The sequence below is a fragment of the Chryseobacterium sp. CBTAP 102 genome (genome assembly GCF_003201365.1).
GTDB classification, from domain to species: domain Bacteria; phylum Bacteroidota; class Bacteroidia; order Flavobacteriales; family Weeksellaceae; genus Chryseobacterium; species Chryseobacterium candidae.
Genome location: NZ_QICX01000016.1, coordinates 1 through 17,278 on the forward strand (window position 1 = coordinate 1; position 17,278 = coordinate 17,278).

General features: G+C 36.2%; 15 protein-coding genes and 1 pseudogene. 14 read left to right on the forward strand and 2 right to left on the reverse strand.

Annotated features, from left to right (window positions below; genetic code table 11):
- Positions 1-183, forward strand: a pseudogene (locus C8D70_RS18040) (IS256 family transposase); the annotation flags it as partial.
- A 185-nt stretch (positions 184-368) separates the two neighbouring features.
- Here the strand turns inward: C8D70_RS18040 and C8D70_RS21345 are convergent.
- Positions 369-665: a lantibiotic dehydratase C-terminal domain-containing protein gene (locus C8D70_RS21345; protein ID WP_369073661.1), complete on the reverse strand. Its 297-nt coding sequence runs from the start codon at positions 663-665 to the stop codon at positions 369-371.
- A 1,165-nt stretch (positions 666-1,830) separates the two neighbouring features.
- Between C8D70_RS21345 and C8D70_RS18045 the strand changes: the two genes are divergently transcribed.
- The 5 genes from C8D70_RS18045 (at position 1,831) to C8D70_RS18065 (ending at position 7,479) form a co-directional block, all read left to right on the forward strand.
- On the forward strand, positions 1,831-3,582 hold the full coding sequence (locus C8D70_RS18045; RefSeq protein WP_110368233.1) for an alkaline phosphatase D family protein: 1,752 nt from the start codon (positions 1,831-1,833) through the stop codon (positions 3,580-3,582).
- Between the two features lie 349 nt (positions 3,583-3,931).
- Positions 3,932-4,981, forward strand: coding sequence for an MBL fold metallo-hydrolase (locus C8D70_RS18050; RefSeq protein ID WP_110368234.1), 1,050 nt, complete (start codon positions 3,932-3,934; stop codon positions 4,979-4,981).
- 125 nt (positions 4,982-5,106) lie between these two features.
- On the forward strand, positions 5,107-5,820 hold the full coding sequence (locus C8D70_RS18055) for a DUF434 domain-containing protein (protein WP_168801996.1): 714 nt from the start codon (positions 5,107-5,109) through the stop codon (positions 5,818-5,820).
- 2 nt (positions 5,821-5,822) lie between these two features.
- Positions 5,823-6,473 carry a hypothetical protein gene (locus C8D70_RS18060; RefSeq protein ID WP_110368236.1) on the forward strand — a complete coding sequence of 217 codons (651 nt, stop codon included), beginning with the start codon at positions 5,823-5,825 and terminating at the stop codon, positions 6,471-6,473.
- Positions 6,474-6,693: 220 nt separating this feature from the next.
- On the forward strand, positions 6,694-7,479 hold the full coding sequence (locus C8D70_RS18065) for a TatD family hydrolase (RefSeq protein WP_110368237.1): 786 nt from the start codon (positions 6,694-6,696) through the stop codon (positions 7,477-7,479).
- A gap of 60 nt (positions 7,480-7,539) precedes the next feature.
- On the opposite strand, the gene deoD is transcribed toward C8D70_RS18065, so the two are convergent.
- Complete coding sequence (gene deoD / locus C8D70_RS18070) at positions 7,540-8,250, reverse strand: purine-nucleoside phosphorylase (RefSeq protein WP_110368238.1); 711 nt, start codon at positions 8,248-8,250, stop codon at positions 7,540-7,542.
- Between the two features lie 283 nt (positions 8,251-8,533).
- On the opposite strand from deoD, the gene C8D70_RS18075 reads away from it, so the two are divergent.
- The 8 genes from C8D70_RS18075 (at position 8,534) to C8D70_RS18110 (ending at position 17,016) form a co-directional block, all read left to right on the forward strand.
- Positions 8,534-9,190 (forward strand): hypothetical protein, encoded by a 657-nt coding sequence (locus tag C8D70_RS18075; protein WP_181416164.1) that lies wholly within the window; start codon positions 8,534-8,536, stop codon positions 9,188-9,190.
- Positions 9,177-9,758 carry a DUF4919 domain-containing protein gene (locus tag C8D70_RS18080; protein WP_110368239.1) on the forward strand — a complete coding sequence of 194 codons (582 nt, stop codon included), beginning with the start codon at positions 9,177-9,179 and terminating at the stop codon, positions 9,756-9,758. The genes C8D70_RS18075 and C8D70_RS18080 overlap by 14 nt, the downstream gene beginning before the upstream one ends.
- 12 nt (positions 9,759-9,770) lie before the next feature.
- Positions 9,771-10,904 carry an AAA family ATPase gene (locus tag C8D70_RS18085; protein ID WP_110368240.1) on the forward strand — a complete coding sequence of 378 codons (1,134 nt, stop codon included), beginning with the start codon at positions 9,771-9,773 and terminating at the stop codon, positions 10,902-10,904.
- Positions 10,877-11,620 carry a hypothetical protein gene (locus C8D70_RS18090; protein WP_110368241.1) on the forward strand — a complete coding sequence of 248 codons (744 nt, stop codon included), beginning with the start codon at positions 10,877-10,879 and terminating at the stop codon, positions 11,618-11,620. Before C8D70_RS18085 ends, C8D70_RS18090 begins: the two co-directional genes overlap by 28 nt.
- The gene (locus C8D70_RS18095) at positions 11,611-13,989 is read left to right on the forward strand and encodes a hypothetical protein (RefSeq protein ID WP_110368242.1); all 2,379 of its coding nucleotides are present in this window, start codon (positions 11,611-11,613) and stop codon (positions 13,987-13,989) included. The genes C8D70_RS18090 and C8D70_RS18095 overlap by 10 nt, the downstream gene beginning before the upstream one ends.
- Positions 13,979-15,676, forward strand: coding sequence for an APC family permease (locus C8D70_RS18100; RefSeq protein WP_110368243.1), 1,698 nt, complete (start codon positions 13,979-13,981; stop codon positions 15,674-15,676). The genes C8D70_RS18095 and C8D70_RS18100 overlap by 11 nt, the downstream gene beginning before the upstream one ends.
- Entirely contained in the window at positions 15,669-16,691 is a 1,023-nt protein-coding gene (locus C8D70_RS18105) for a hypothetical protein (protein WP_110368244.1), read from the forward strand. The genes C8D70_RS18100 and C8D70_RS18105 overlap by 8 nt, the downstream gene beginning before the upstream one ends.
- Before the next feature lie 196 nt (positions 16,692-16,887).
- Positions 16,888-17,016 (forward strand): penicillin-binding protein, encoded by a 129-nt coding sequence (locus C8D70_RS18110; RefSeq protein WP_076596632.1) that lies wholly within the window; start codon positions 16,888-16,890, stop codon positions 17,014-17,016.
- The last annotated feature ends 262 nt before the right edge of the window (positions 17,017-17,278 follow it).

A 17,278-nucleotide genomic window follows, 5' to 3' on the forward strand; every position in this document is an offset into this window, starting at 1 on the left:
CTCAACGGAAAAATCAGAAAATACACCAAAAACAAAATGTCTTTTCCTACAGATGATGCCGTCATGAAATCAGTGTATCTCGCTTTAAAAGAAGCGACTAAAAAATGGACAATGCCAATTCAAAATTGGGGTATTGTTCTTAACCAGTTTATGCTTATTTTTGAAGAAAGGCTCAGATTATAAAATCCAAGCCCTGACTTTTTAACTTACACACTTTGTGGGATAGTGTCCACAGAAAATCACCGCTTATATAATGTGAGCGGTTTTTTATTGTCTTTATTTGTTTATTGTGTATCTGTATGATAATTTTTGTTTGCCTTATAAAAATGAAGTAAGTGGTCATATACTACCATTTCAAATAATCGCTGTTAAGAAACAAATAATCTGTTAATATGCATATAAAAAATACTTTGAAAGAAATCTTTTATAGGGACTTTTAACATATCGTCTTTTCGAAATTTTAGAATTTCGCCAAGCTTTACATTACTTTCAGAAATATTATTGATTATTAAATCCCTTATTTCTTCATATTCACTGGAAGTAACGAATTCAAAAAACTCATTATATTTTCTCTTCAATTGATTATTTAAGTGCTTATCCGCCTTGAATTCTATTTTAAAAGCATTTTCATAACTTTTTATATACTGCGTTTTTCTTCTGTAGATAGTTTCAGTACTGTATAAATTTGATCAATATAAAACAGAGATACAATTATTTTTTCTTCATCATTATATTCTGAGAAATTTAAAATCAATTCGCTGCTTTAAAAAAATAGCTCTTCTGCACATTCTATAGTAGCGCTCAAGTTCTCTGGAGTACGTTTCCATGATGAAGGCAGACAATTCTCCCGATTTCAGATAATCTTTAGATATTGAATTGAGGATTTCCAGAACATAGCTCTAGTAACTAAGGTTTTTAAGAGCTAATCTAGTCCGTAAATGCGGTTTAGGATCATTATACCGTATAAAACAACTCTTATACTTATTTAATTATTAATCGCTAAGCTGTCCATTACTACAAAATTCTCCGAGTCAAGCTCTTTTATCTTTTCAATATCGTATTCATTAAATTGTTTAATGATTATTTTTTGAAAAAAAATGATAGTAATCGATAAAAGAAAAGGTACGTATTACCCGAGAGGGTATACAGAGAAGAAAACCTTATTCGGTTTCCTTTTAATTTTCAGTTTTTTTATGTGGGTAATATACAAATGTCTCTGATAAAAAACACTGAAAATTGAAGCCAGACATCCATTTGCAGATTCAATTATCATAGAAAATAATCAGACGTCCTCTTCTTCATATAAAATAACTCAATTAAAGACAAATGTAATAACATCCTCATTAACAGTGTGTTGAAATATTATTTTATCGAAATTTATCAATTTCGGTACATATATTTTCTTTATCTGCAAGATTAGAACTTTATTTGCATATCAATTTTAAAGGCTTAAGAAAATAGAAAGAAAAATTATCGTTAAACAAACTTAAAATGTCTAAGATAACATGCATACTAATTCCATCAGAGGTATTTTGGCTGTAAACGATCGAACTTTTTAATAGATAATAAAGCTAATGATATAGTTGTAAACAAAACACCAGACACTATCGATATCCAACCAGGAACAAAACTAAAAAACTAATAACCATTTTATCAGTAATTTTTTTTTCAAAATTACTGATTTTTTCATTTTATGAAACACATATTAATCCTACCATTATTACTTTTCCTATGTATAACATTAAACATTTGTTTAAAAAATAATAAAATATATTTAAAATACAGTTAACAGCCTTCTTCTCCGGATACCGTTGCTTTGCAAAAAAAGTAATGATGGAAAACAACAACCCATTCAACAGAAGAAGATTTCTTAAAAATTCACTATTGGCAGCCGGAGGAATTTTTCTTGCTCCTCTCATTGAAAGCTGCAGCGACGATTTTACTGAAAATAGCAGTGCTCCTGACGATCTTAAGAACGGAGGTTTTGAATCCGGAGTAGCAAGCTTTGACCCAAGCGCAACAGGAATTATTATCTGGACCCGGTATTCAAAAGGAACTGATGCAGAGATTACATGGGAAATCAGTAAAAACAGCAATTTTTCAGAAGTAGTGAGAAGAGGTCAGGCGAATGCTGCACTGGTCAATGATTTTACTATAGCGGTAGATGTACAGAATATCTCTTCCAATACAAAATATTACTACAGATTCTATAACAGTACAAGTAAGGAAGTCAGCGTAACAGGAGAAACGCTTACTTTACCGTCAAAATCAGATGCTGTAAATGAAGTAAAAATGGCTGTCGTATCTTGTTCCAACTTTCCTGCAGGACTTTTCAATGTGTATGGTGCGATTGCAACATCTGAAGCTGATGTTGTAGTACACCTTGGAGACTATATTTATGAATATGCTCCTGGAGAATATGGCACGAACCCTTACACCAATCAGTTAGGAAGAACCCATCAGCCAGCAAAAGAAATTCTTACCCTCAGTGATTACAGGGAACGATACAGACAGTACAGAGGAGATAAAAATCTTCAGCTTCTTCACCAGAAAAAACCATTTATCTGTGTTTGGGATGACCATGAGTTTGCCAACGATACCTATAAATCGGGAGCAGAAAATCACCAGCCGAATGAAGGGGATTTTCAGGCAAGAAAAATGGCCGCTTTCCAGGCATACAGCGAATATATTCCCCTTAAAACGGGGAAGGACATGAGAATTTACAGAAGTTTCAGCTTTGGAAATATAGTTTCCCTTTATATGATGGATACAAGGGTAATTGCAAGGGATAAACAGATGGAATATTCGGATTATCTTGATAATACAGGAAATTTTAATCAGGTACAGTTTAAAACAGATTTTTTAAGCACCAGCAGAAGACTTATCGGAAGCGAGCAGATGTCATGGCTGAGTTCTCAGATCAATAGCGATACAGCAAAATGGAAAGTACTGGGACAGCAGATTTTAATGACTAAAATGATGGTTCCTGCAGAACTTCTGATGTTACTGAATCAGATTTTAGCAGAAATAAAACAGCATGGAAGCGCACAGCCGGCTACTATGCAGGCACTTCAGAATACCATCACTCAGCTGATTATTCTTAAAACAAGATATCAGCAGCAGGATCCTACATTAACGCCGCAGGAAATTGCAAGAATTACAACTACTTTACCATATAATCTGGATGCGTGGGATGGATATTTCATGGAAAGAGAGCAGCTTTACTCTGTTCTTGCAGGAAAAAATGTAGTGGTGCTGGCAGGAGATACCCACAATGCGTGGTTAGGAAAACTGACCGATGCACAGGGTAAATTCATCGGAACAGAGCTTGCCTGCAGTTCCGTTTCTTCTCCTGGTCTCGAAGGATATCTGGGAATCACTTCAGATCCTGCAAAAGCAATAGAACTGGCCCAGGCATTTTCATTGCTGATTGATGACCTGGATTATGCCAATCTTTATAAAAGAGGATATCTGCATGTGAAATTTACCACTGGAAGTTCTACTGCAGAATGGAGGTTTGTAGACAACGTTATTTCAGATACCTACAATATCACCACAGAAAAGACCTATACCATTTCATAGTTTCAATAATCATATCTTATTTTCAATTTGCTAAAAAGAGTCATGGTGCTGCTATGGCTCTTTTATATTATTCTTTTTTGTATCTTAAACAAATGTGAGAAAATACAAGAAAAGATTTACAATAATGATACTCTTCTGTTTAGTATTAAGGAGTATTATGCTTGGGTTGGTTAAATGGCTTATTTAAGAATTTCTCATTGATTAATGGAGAATTTAAATTTCATATCCTTTTCAATTTATTTTTATATCTCAGAATCTTATGCTTATATTTATTTTATATTAAGGTTTGCCGGTCAATAAAATAGAGTGTATTTATCTAGAAACCATGGCTGGATTTAAAATTAAATAAATGAAAGGTTTAAAAAAACAGCTCGGACAGTTTCCCGATGAAAAAAGAAAAGAATATTTCAGTACACTGCCCAATTATCTCAACGGACGATTTCAGAATATATTAACAACACCAGCATTGTTAGAAGGAGAAAGTATGACTAAACTGCTTCTTCAAAGCCTGTGTAAAATAGAAAATACATCACCCAAAACCGCTCTCCCGTTTGTAGAAACTGATCTTAAAAATCTTCAGCCCGATGAAAATGTATTGGTATGGTTTGGACACAGCTCCTATTTCATTCAGGCTGATGGAAAGAAATTCCTGATAGATCCTGTTTTCAGTGGTAATGCTTCCCCCATGCCAGGTTCCATAAAAGCTTTTCAGGGAGCAGATTATTACAAACCGGAACATATGCCGGATATAGATTTCCTGCTTATTTCCCATGATCATTGGGATCATTTGGATTATAAAACTGTTCATGAATTAAAAGATAAGGTCGGTAAAGTTATTTGTGGTCTGGGAACCGGGCAACATTTCGAATACTGGGGCTGGAGCTTTGATAAAATTATCGAAAAGAACTGGTGGGAAAGTATAGACATTGCAGAAGACTTCAGAGTCACACTCACTCCGGCAAGGCACTTTTCCGGGAGATTGCTGAACCGTAATATCTCATTGTGGACATCTTTTGTTTTAAAAACTCCTGCTAAAAATCTTTTTCTAGGCGGTGACAGCGGCTATGGAAATCATTTTACAGAAATTGGAGAGAAATATGGACCATTTGATCTGGCCGTAATGGAAGCCGGGCAGTATAATGAAAAGTGGCCTTATATTCATACATTGCCGAATCAATTGATCACGGAAATAAAAGAACTGAAAGCCCAAAACTTTATCCCGGTACACAATTCCAAATTCAAGCTGGCACAGCATGCCTGGTACGAACCTCTGGAGCTGGCTTCAAAATATGCAGAAGAAAGTAATATGCCGATAAGTCTCCCTATGATCGGGGAAAAAGTAAACCTGGACAGTCTGGGAACGGTAAGCTGGAAAAATTGGTGGGAAGAATACAGGTAAATAATTGCAGGCAATACATCATTTGTAAAATATAAAAACCTATCTATCACTTGTCAGGGGCCTGATATTCATCAGCTGAATCAATTTCCTGCCAGAAAAATTCGGTAAAAATTTTATTTTTGAACATGAATAACAGAAACCGCGGAAAAAATACTGGCGATGATGCCCTGTTCGGCTCAGAGAAACAGATCGGCAAGCTGAAACTGGCAGTTGAAGACATGCATTATCTGCTGAGCAGAGAATACCCGGAAAAAGCAGCTTCCGATCTTGTGGGAAACAGGTACCGATTGAAAACCCGCCAGATACAGGCTCTTCGTGGAGCATCAGCCTCGGCTGCCCAGCTTCAGAACAGACAGTTAAAACAGATAGAAGCCTCAGATTTAAAAGGGAAAACTATTTATCTCGACGGTTTTAATGTTTTGATCCTGTTGGAAAGTCTGCTTTCCGAGGCTTATATTTTTGAAGGACTGGATGGCTGTATCCGTGATCTTTCAGGGGTGCATGGAACCTATAAAAGAGTTAATCAAACCTTAAGAGCTGTGGAGCTAGTGGCTTTTTTTTACCGGAAAAATCAGATTCATCAGCTTGTTTGGATCTTTGATAAGCCAGTCTCCAACAGTGGAAGAATTAAACAGAGTATCCTGGAGTTTGCAGAAGAGCACCAGCTCAATTGGGAATTCGACCTGCAATACAATCCTGATAAATTTTTGGCGGAAAGTTCAGAAATCATTATTTCCTCAGATGCCTGGATTCTGGATCACTGTAAAGCATGGTTTAATCTGATCGGTTATCTGATCAAAGAAGAAGATATTCCCGTTAACCTGATCAGAACAAAATAAGTATGAATCTGTTTGAACCCTATATTTACCTGTTTTCCGACACATGGAAAGACCAATACAAAGCCCTTTTAGCCAAAGAACATCTGGAAAACATGGAGAAAAATATCTATAGGTTTAAAGAAAATACTTTAGACTGGGATTTTCCCTATTTTAATGAAGAAATAACGATCAACAGACAGGAAAGCTTTGAAAAATTCATTACTGTTCTTGAAAGCAGTGATTCAGATGAGGTAAAAGCAGATTTTCTGGAAGCAATTCCGTTCGAGCATTGGCTGAATGTTTTGGGACAAAGATTAACCTCAGCAAGCATCCGTAATGAAAATGCCGTCCCTCCTTTGAAAACTATACTGATCAACGCCTGCAAAGAACCCTTCAACAGTGAAATAACCATGGCGCAGAGAGCCTGGGAAAAACATATAGGAAGAATAGATGATGATTTTTGGGGAGAAATCAAAGGGAACAATCAGCAGAAGCAGGAAAAAGTAATGGCAAAAATCCACGATATCCTTGAAAATAAAACCTGGTGGAATGTATTTTTTCATTATAAACATGAACTGGTTTTCGAAGTCCGGGAAAAAGAAGGGCATGGAATACGATGGAGCCATGGAGGAACAAAGCTGATCGGCTTTCTGGAAAAATTTCTCAATGAATAAATACCACACAGACATCTGTGTCATCAGCGAAATCTGGGGGAAATAAGGTCTTTCAGACGATTAAGACTCATATATCTATCCTTTAGTCCTTTTCTATTATTTTTACTGCGTAAAAACACTGCGCAGCAGGCTTCTATTTTTGCCAAATAAGTCACTCGGATCAAAAAATCAACCGGGTACAGAAAATAAAGTAATAATGTATAATAAAAAGTAAAAACAAATGAATACTTACATTGATATTGGCATTAATCTGACCAATAAACAGTTCTATAATGAACACGAAGAAATAATCAACCGTGCTTTGGACAACGGAGTTGAACATATGATTCTCACGGGAACCAACGTAAGAGGAAGCAAAGAATCTGCGGAAATTGCAGAACAATATCCTGAAATTTTATTTTCAACAGCCGGAATTCATCCCCACGATGCCAAATCTTTTAATGGGCAAAGTATTGATGAGCTTAGGAAATTATTAAAACAGGATCATGTGATTTCAGTAGGAGAGTGCGGACTGGATTTTGACCGTGATTTCTCTCCAAGACCGATGCAGGAAAAATGTTACCAGGCACATCTTGAACTCGCCATTGAAGTAAACAAACCCCTTTTTCTTCATGAAAGATCCGCATTTAAAAGATTTAATGAAATCACAGATGAATATCTTTCAAAGTTACCTGAAGCCGTAGTACACTGCTTTACCGGAACATTGGCCGAAGCAAAAACCTATCTGGATAAAGGGTTTTATTTAGGGTTTACAGGAGCTGTCAGTGATGAAAAAAGATTTAAACATCTCGAAGAAGTTATAAAATACGTACCTCTTGACAGAATGATGATTGAAACAGACGCACCATTTATGCTTCCGAAAAATATGCCCAGAATGCAGAACAGAAGAAACGAACCTTCATTTTTACCTTATGTAGCACAAACCATTGCACATCTGAAGAAGATCAGAATTTCTGAAGTGGCAGATGAGACTACAGAAACTGCCAGAAATTTTTTCAGACTATAAAAAAGAGCTCTACTGATAAAGTATAGCTCTTTTTTATAATTAATTTTGTCTTATCACTTCTTACAAACTCTTAATGGCAGACTCTAGAGCCAGTTCCATCATCGGATTCAAAGCTTTTTCTCTCTCATCAGCAGAAATTTTCTCATGCGTTGGGATAATATCCGTTACCGTAAGAATAGTCGCTGCATTTTTTCCTAAATGCTGAGCATTGGCAAATAAACCGAAAGCTTCCATTTCTACTGCCGGGCAGTTGTATTTTGTAGCAATTTCAGGAGTTGCAGGATCTTTTCTATAGAAAATATCACTACTGTGGATATTGATAGCTTTAGCATTTAAAGATAAATCTTTAGCGGTTTCATTAATCGTGTTAAAGATATTCCCCTGGTGAGAAAGGATTTCTTCTTCAATTCCCCATGCATATTTAGCGTATGTACTTTCGCTGGCAGCTTTATCAATATTTAAGATATCAAAAAGTTTAAGATCGGTATTGTAGGCTCCACAAGTCCCGATTCTGATAATCGTATCTACTTCATATTCTGTAAACAGTTCAAAAGAATAGATTCCAATACTTGGGAAACCCATTCCACTAGCTCCTACAGTGATTTCTTTACCCTTATAAAGTCCCGTATAATAAAAAATACCTCTGGTTTTGCTTACCAGTTTAGCATTTTCTAAATAATTTTCAGCAATATACTGTGCACGAAGCGGATCCCCCGGCTGCAATACTACTTTAGCAATTTCTCCTTTTTTTGCACTGATGTGAATACTCATAATGTTATTTTGAATGGGACAAAGATAATAACTTTTAGTTTGTATCAGTTATTACGAAAATGGAAATAATGCAGCCAGATCTCGTCAAAAGAATTTATAAGATCTTACTAATAAATGTTTTAAATAAAATCTTAAATACCGTCTTTTAGGTAAATCAAAAATTCAATCTGGTAAATACAGAACAATAAAAGAATATTGCAGAGCAGGTATCATTCAATATTTAACATGAATCTTCTCTACAAAAATTTTATTCTCAACGAAATAATTTTATTTTTGTTAGATCATGGAAACCAAGTCACCGTTTTTAGACACGATCTTTTTGCTTCGTAAGGAAGAATGTATTACTCTTTTTTCTACCTTACAGCAAATTTCCCCTCGGGAAGAGGCGGAAGCAGGAGACTATTTTGAAACAGAATTCGAAAAAGAACGGCTTGAGTTTTTGTCTCACCAACTGATCTGCAATAAAGAAGCTGCAGTATGGGCTGCAAAAGTTCTTTACCATAGCACACAGCTTTATCTCATCAGAGAAAATACAGAGAAAAATATTGAAAATCTTATTCCCGGATTCAAAGGAACACGGGATATTTCTTCTATCTTATCCGCAGACCTATCACTGAGATTTTTACCACAGGTAGTGGCTGCTCTAAACACGGCTGATCCTGAAGATCCTGTAATTGCTATGCTGGAAAATATACTGACACAGTTTCACTATTCCGGAATAGGGTATGATCTTGAGCTGAAGAATGTGAACTGGAAGGAAGAACTGAAAGACTCTACCTACAGAAAACTCTATTTGGAAAGAATTGTAGAAAAAAGAGATTATAAACTGGCAGAAATTCCGTTGATCAATAAACTGCTAACTGCCGAATTCGGAATGCACAAAGAAGCATTCTGGCGAGAACTAAAAACTATAACCGAAGATAACAATGAAAATGTATGAGAAAGTATTTGAATTTTTAACCGATCCTACAAAAGAAACATTCCTGAAATGCCGTGAACGGGTGATTAATGATCCGGAATATGATCCCTATTCCGAAGATATCGAAAATATACAGGATTTACTCAATAAAGGAAAATTTGAAGAGGTAATACGATATAATAATGTCAATATTCTGCTGAGTCCCAGAGCACATATTTATAAATATTTTGCTTACAAAGAACTGGGCGATGAAAAAGGAAGAAGTATTGAGATGACAATAGCACAGCTTATTTTTGAATGCCTTGAAAAAACAGGAAACGGAACAGAAGATTCTCCTTATATTATCACCAGGATTTCTGATGAAAGGGATTTAGTAAGACATCATCTCAATAAACAGGATGTTTCACAAAACCTGATCAGGGACGGAGATAAAATCATGGATGCACTCACACTGGAGGACGGAACGCAATTGTATTTCGATATCAAAGTGCCTTATCAGAGACTGGCTTTTTCATTCAGTAAAAGAAATGAACAGGCAGAAAATAAAGAAGAAGAGAAACCTCAGAAGAAAAAGTGGTGGAAATTTTAATTTTTTAAATCAATGAACCAGAATATCAATCAGCTTAATACAGTCCTTAACTACGTAAAAGATACTTTTGTAGGTAAAAATGATGTCGTAGATCTGTTAGGAATATGCCTGTTGGCAAGAGAAAATGCATTTTTATACGGACCTCCGGGAACAGCAAAATCAGCCATTGTCAGAACACTGGCCAAAACAGTGAAAGACGGCAGAAATTTCGAATATTTATTAACCCGTTTTACTGAACCGAACGAAATTTTCGGTCCTTTTGATATCAGGAAACTGAAAGAAGGTGAACTTTTAACCAATACGGAAGGAATGATGCCCGAAGCATCCATGGTATTTCTGGATGAGATCTTCAATGCCAATTCAGCTATCTTGAATTCCTTATTGATGGCTCTTAACGAAAAGATTTTTAAAAGAGGAAAAGAAACCAAACACTTACCTGCGCTCATGTTTGTAGGAGCAAGTAACGTTCTTCCGGAAGATGAAGCGCTGAATGCATTATTTGATCGTTTTTTAGTGAGAATTAATGTAGATTATGTAAACCCAGAGCTCTTACAACAGGTACTTTTAGCAGGAAGAAAACTGGAAAATGAAGAAGAAACTGAAATTCCGGAAATTCATGCTGATGAGATCAGACAATTACAAAACTTATGCAGAACAATAGATCTTAAACCGATTTATGAAGTCTACCTGAATACCATTATGAGTCTCAGAAATACAGGGATTGCTATTTCAGACCGTAGAGCAGTGAAGCTTCAGAACCTGATTGCAGCAAGCGCCCTGATCTGCGGAAGAAAAGAAGCCGTACTTTCTGATCTTTGGGTATTGAAACATATCTGGGATACAGAAGAACAGATTGAAATTCTGGAAGGGATCATCAACAGAACGATTGAGAAAGATGATCACCCGGATTCCCATCCACAGGCAATGCAGAACAAAACTCCTAATCCCGAAGAGGTCATGAAAGACGTCAAAATTCTTGTGGAAAAATGGAATGGAGGAACATTGAGTTTTGAAGAACAGAATGTAATAAAAGATAAACTGAGATATCTGCAGACCCGTTGCGACTGGATCAGAAATCCGGAACAGAAGCAGTATATCCAGCAGGAAATTGAAAGCTTATGGCAGAAGATTCTTCAAAGCGTTTAAAAGAATTCTGGGCGGAAATTCCCCATGCTGATGAAGATTTTCTTGGCTCAATAAGAGACTGGAAAAATGTTCAGCTGGCAGTAGATGAAGAAACAATCTGGCTGAAAGGTTTTACTGATGAACAGGCCGCTGCTTCAGAAATACAACAGCTGCCGGATTGTATTCTGTATGAACTTCGTGATGGGCTTTTATTCAGAAAGGAAGCCTTAGTTCCGAGTAAAAAAATGCGAACAGCATTGCTTTGGATACCTATAGACAAAGCATTACAGCTTAGTTTGCCGCCTTCAAACCAGAATTATTTTGGGATTCACGAACAGGTTCATATAAAGCTTAAAGAAAGCAATGACGAACAGCCGGTAATCGCCTTGCTCAGCAATATTGAAGATATTAAAGAAAGTATTGCCGCATTGCCCAGATTTAAACTTGAAAAAATAAAATGGACCTTGCTTGGAGATAAAGCATTATTTGTAGGAGTTCCTCTACTCAGCTTTCCCGGAAAAACCTATTGGACCAAAGACAGACATTTACTGCCTGCCGGTCTGGATTTTGAATTTAAAAATGTAAGCACACTGTTGCAGCAGAAATATAATAAAGAGCAGGAAGGATGGCTTTTATGGGACGAAAGCGGAAATTGTCTTTTAATGAAAGAGACCGATTTCCGGCCATTGTCCGTAAGTTCATTCCGTCTCACCGAAAAATCTAGAAAATGGAATTAAAGGCCTATTTCCAGTCTTACGAAAATTACTTTTGGGAATGGAAAACTGATGAAGATGTTCCTGGTGATTCCGGTTACCATGACAACAATCTCCTCTCGGTTCCCGGAGTGGGAGCCATTGCTTACAGACCTTATATAATGGAAATTCTGAACTATCTTCAGCCTGTAGGATGGCCTCCGTTCGGAGCATTGCTTATGGTTTTATATGCCATGCAGGATGGTTATACAGATTTTGCCAGCCCATTAAGACGTACAGCAGAGTTTTATAGCGGAGAGGATTTTGAATTCAGTGTGGAAAAACAAATTGAATTTCTTGAAAAAATAAAATCACTTCCTAAAGCCTGTAAACAAAGACAGAACAGGATTGTACTGCTGCAGACCCTTTTTGAAAACGGGCACAACAGATTATCTCCCAGTCTTTCCGATGGTTTATTAAGGTTCTATTACAAAAGACCGCAGGAACTTGCTGCCAGTGCAGAAAAACAAGACGACGCTTCATCAGCTTTAAACAAAGATTTAAGCGCTCTGAATCTGAATGAAAAGTTTCCAACTGCACAATCCATTATTGATGCCATGAAAGGCCTGAGTCATGAGCCTGAGCTGGATGATGAGGTCGCAGAGGAAGAAACTACGGCAGATAACAGTAAAGATTTTATTAAAGAATTAGTTGAAGAACCAAAGACCTTTCAGATAGGAAGCCTGATCAAAAGAATCTGGAGTGGACTGAAAATTCCGATGAGACATCTTTCTCCCGGAGAGCAGCCTGTCGGAGGGATTTCTGATATAACCAACAAAGGCGATTTCCACAGGATGCTGCTCTCAGAATTTGCCAATGAAGAGGACGTTTTCATGAATCGTGTAGCCAATAACGAAGCGCTTTATATTCAGAGAGAAATTCCGCCTGAAGAAAATATTTTTGAAAGAATTATCCTGATAGATACTTCCCTCAGAAACTGGGGAACTCCAAAAGTATTGGCCTATGCCTCGGCAATAGCCGTTATCAAACATCCCAAAGCCCATTCTGAATGTAAAGTCTTTGCTTTAGGGCAGGCGGGAATTCCTATTCAGCTCAATAAAGTGGAAGAGGTGGTGGAAAATTTGAATCAGGTAAGTCCGGTTCTGGAGGTTTCAGAAGCTTTGGAGAAATTTTTTGACGGACATCATTCGGAAAAAGATATGGAGGTTTTCTTTATTACCCATCAGGATAATATGGCTGATGAAAAAATTCAGCGGGTGGTCCATCAGAACAGAGATCAACTGAAATTTTTAGTGACTACAGCTTCAGATGGTGAAATAAATTTTTATAAACACCACAAAGGAGCAAGAAAACATATTCAGAAAATAAAACTTCCATTGCAGGAACTTTGGGCCAATCCGCCACAGCAAAAACAATCCACTCAGAACTTCAACGGAAAGAAAACTGATCTTCCACAAAACTATCCGATTTTATTCCCAACTCCTGTTAATAAGATTGCTAAGTTCTTATATGACGGAGAATTTTTCATTCTGAGTTCAAAAAAGCAATTGCTGAAAACTTATCTTTCCGATAACTATTACGACAGACATTCCTACGATTATTATAAAACGCATCATGGCTGTGAAGTATTATTTGATAAAATTTCCATAAAACCCAAAGGACAGTTTGCGCTCGCGAAAAACAGGCAGCAGCATTTTATTTTGTGTCAGTATCAGCCTGAGCAGAAATTACTATCAAAGCTTAACCTTAATACCGGAGAATATTCTGAACAGAATCTTACAGGAATGCATATTCCCGAATCTTACAGGCTGATTTATTTTGGGCGTAACTTTTATCTGCATGAGAAATATAATCCTACCCATTACAAAATCAATATTGACGGGAATATTTCCGTAGAACCTATTACCGGAAAAGAAAAAGAATTTGAAAAAAATAATATAAAAGCCGAAGCCGAAGTCGCCAAGTTGAAAGGAAGCGGATTGAAGATTATCAATAATTTCAATAAAATCGGAATTAATCAGTATGAAAACCTGGTGGTTTCAGGAAATGAATTATACAGTGCTTCTGAAAATACGTTGAATTTTTCCAGAAATAAATATGATATCAGAATTTTTGCTGAGCAGAATAAAAATAAATTTACATTCCCTGACGGCAGTGAAATCATAACCGATTCAAGGGGAATGCTTACTTTCAGAAGCAGTAACAAAAGTATCGAAGAATTCTTCATTCCGTCAACATTGGGTGGTTTTCTCTCATTAACTACCTATACGGAATTTGGCGGATCAGAATATTATCTTCCCGAAAATGCCCTGCTGAAAGTAAGAACAATGGATGATATGTGTGACAGGTTTTTAAAACCGTTTATAGAACAGATTGTGGATTATGGAGCTTAGAATAAAACCTTTTCCCAAAAACAGCTATCCTAAAAAAGGACTTCTGATCAGAGGTTCTTCACCTGTGGTGTGGCTTCAGGAAATGGACACGCTTGGGATCAATTTAAGCCAGATCCAATCTTTTGCTATTCCGGCAGATCGTCCCAATGTGCTGTATGGGTGTTTTCTTATTTTTAATGATCATACTCCGCAGGAAATAGGCAGGAATGCATATTTTCAAAAGGTGGATGACAGGCTTTTTATTCCTGAAAACACCACCTTTTATCCCAAAATAAATCCGGAAGACTGGGCACAGCTCGATTGCCGTTTTCTGATTATGCATCCCGAATTCGGATTGGTAAAACTGTCTGAAGAAATTGACTGGATTTCATTAATTCAACAGCCCGGTGCAATAAATGAAATCATCAGAAAACCACTGAACGGAGTTTCAATCCCTCAAAAAATAGAAAGCTATACCGTAGAAATAGAGGATGAAAAAGTAATGGAAGCATTACAGCCAAAGCAAACAGAAGAAGAATGGATGAACAGCCTGCCGTTCGACCTTAAGAAAGTAATGGCCGGGAATAAAAAAGAAATAGAGAAATATTTAAAATACATTGAAAAATACCCTGAAAGAGCTGTAGAATTGGGCGTTTCACTGGATGTAATGGGGACCTCCAGAGGAGATGGTTTTGGTAAATTTACCTGGCTGGAAGGATTATTTGGCGGAGGCTCTGCAGGGAAAACCGAAAGTGCCGGAACAAGAAATTTCCGCAGAGTTTTCTGGGCACTCATTATTGCAGCTATCGTTTTAAAGATTGCATTACTTTCTGATAAAAACAGTTCAGAGCTGGAAGAAAACAGCAATTCATCAGGAACTATTGTAAGCAATGCGGTAAAGGCACCTTCCGATATGATAGCTTTTCAATCCGGAACTTCAGAAATTGATCTGAAGATAGATTCAATATATCACCAGCAGAGAAAAGGATTATCCAAAGAACTCATTCATGCAGGAATCATAGAATCCAAAACGAAAGAAGATAAAGAAAATTATAAAAAAAGCGGAGGAAGAGATGTAAGCGAAATAGGAAGTGATATCGAAAAGCTTGTTCATAAAGAAAAACAGAGCAGAGATTCTCTTAAAATCATTTACACCAAAAAAATTACAAAACATTTAGAACAGAAAACAGAAAACCTGAAACGTAAAATTTCAGATTCTTTAAAGCAATACACCAAAGGAAAACCAGTAAATGGTGATGTTGTAAAATATCTTCTGAAAAAGAGGAAGGCATTGATGGCCGATTCATTAGGAAAACTTTATGGTACATTGGATATCGTGGATCCTTCTTCTGCTTCAATTGACAAATCGAAAGTAAAAGGAGTGGGTACAGAAGGAACTCCTTTAGAAAAAAAAGCTCCCGTTTCAGATATTCTGTATATGGTGATCCTGATGATTGTGGGAGTAGGATTGTATTCTTTCCTGTTTAAAAACAAATCTTTGAATCTGGGTGGAGATAATGTACCTGCCTGGGTGAAATTTATTTTAATTGGTATCCTTGTAGCCATGCTTGTGTACTTATTTTATCCGCTGGTAAAAATGTTTGGATACAACTGGTTTGTATGGGTTTTGGTGATTTGTGTGCTGTTACTTCTTTACCGCCTGTTTAGAGAAGATAAAACTATTTTAAACTCCGATGATGATGAATAGACAGAAATTTATAGATAAATTTATGGCGGCATTCGTCCTGCTGGCCATGTTTAAGGTTGTCGGAATTGTAGCTCAGCTATTCCATGAAAGTTTCTGGAGTGTGGTAGGAACATTGGGGATTTTCTTAATTGTAGCCTTTATTATTCTTCTGGTGATCACTTCTTTAAAAGACAAAGAACAGAACAACAGGAATTCTGCAGGAAGAAAAGGCAGCGGAAGCAGCAGTTTCTATCTGGAAAATTCACTTTTCGACAGAATCCGGAGTAAATATGAAGAACTGGCCGAAAAATACATTGCCGAAAAAGATTATAAAAAAGCAGCAAGAGTCTATATGAACCTACTGCAGGATAATTACAGAGGTGCAAAAACACTGGAAAACGGAGGACTTTATAATGAAGCAGCTGTAGTATATCTTAAAAAACTCAATAATAAATTCGATGCTGCAGTCTGCTATGAAAAAGCAAAACAATACAAAAAAGCCATTGAGCTTTACAAAGAAATGGAGCAGAAAGAAAAAGTAGGAGATCTTTATAAAGAAATCAACGATCTTAAAAATGCCCATTATTATTACCAGATGGTAGCAGACGATTATACAGGAAATAATCAGATGGTGAAAGCTTCCCTGATTTATCGTAAAAAGATGGAAAAGCCGGATGAGGCACAGAAAATATTGTTGAAAGGATGGGAAGAAGATAAAGATGCTTTCAACTGCCTGAATAACTATTTTTCCAATATTTTTGATGTTAAAAAGCTGGAATCTGAAATTCTGAATTTATATGAAAAGACTCCAGCCTATAAAAAAATCACCTATCTGGAAGCGATGAAGCATGAATTCAGGAAAGATACTGAATTACATGCGGTAACAAAGAATATAGCGTATGAAATCATTGCCGAGAAAGTAACTACCCGTTCTGAAATTGTAAACGAACTTAAATTTTTCAACCCTGATGATGCAGTGATTCTGAAAGACTTCTCAAGATTCAAAACAGGAAGAAATAAAATGTTCAGGAATTAATTATTAAATAAGAGTTCTGCTTCATTAAATCAATTTTTAATTGATTCTTCATAGCTCCCTAAAAATAAATAAAATCCCTACACTTTATAGTAATTTTCTTGGGATCGTTTTGTGGCTTTGTGTATTCGAAACCTTCTCGAAATTGTGAATATTATAAAATAATATCAAAAAAGATTTATCTTTGCACCAGAAAATTATGACAATACAAAGAGCACATATCAATGCAGAACTATTCGAAAGTCCTTCTAATAAAGGATTATTCGGATATGATGAGATGATATGGAATGAGGCGAAATGTGCTGACTTTGGAAATTATTTACTGTAAACCCGTAAAAAATTAATCAAAATACAACAGAAACGTCTCGGAAAACCGAGGCGTTTTTTGTTTTTTAGGTCAGAAATTATTTAGAATGAAAAAAAATAACCATCAACATGAAAATTTTTTAATCAACAATGAAACTTTAATACGATAAAATAGAGTGATAAGCAACCCGGTGAGAGACAGTCATTTAGGTAATTAAAATATCTGCAAAATATTGCGGACGGAAATTCTCTATTCTATAAATGGAGTGTAATTAATTGATTAT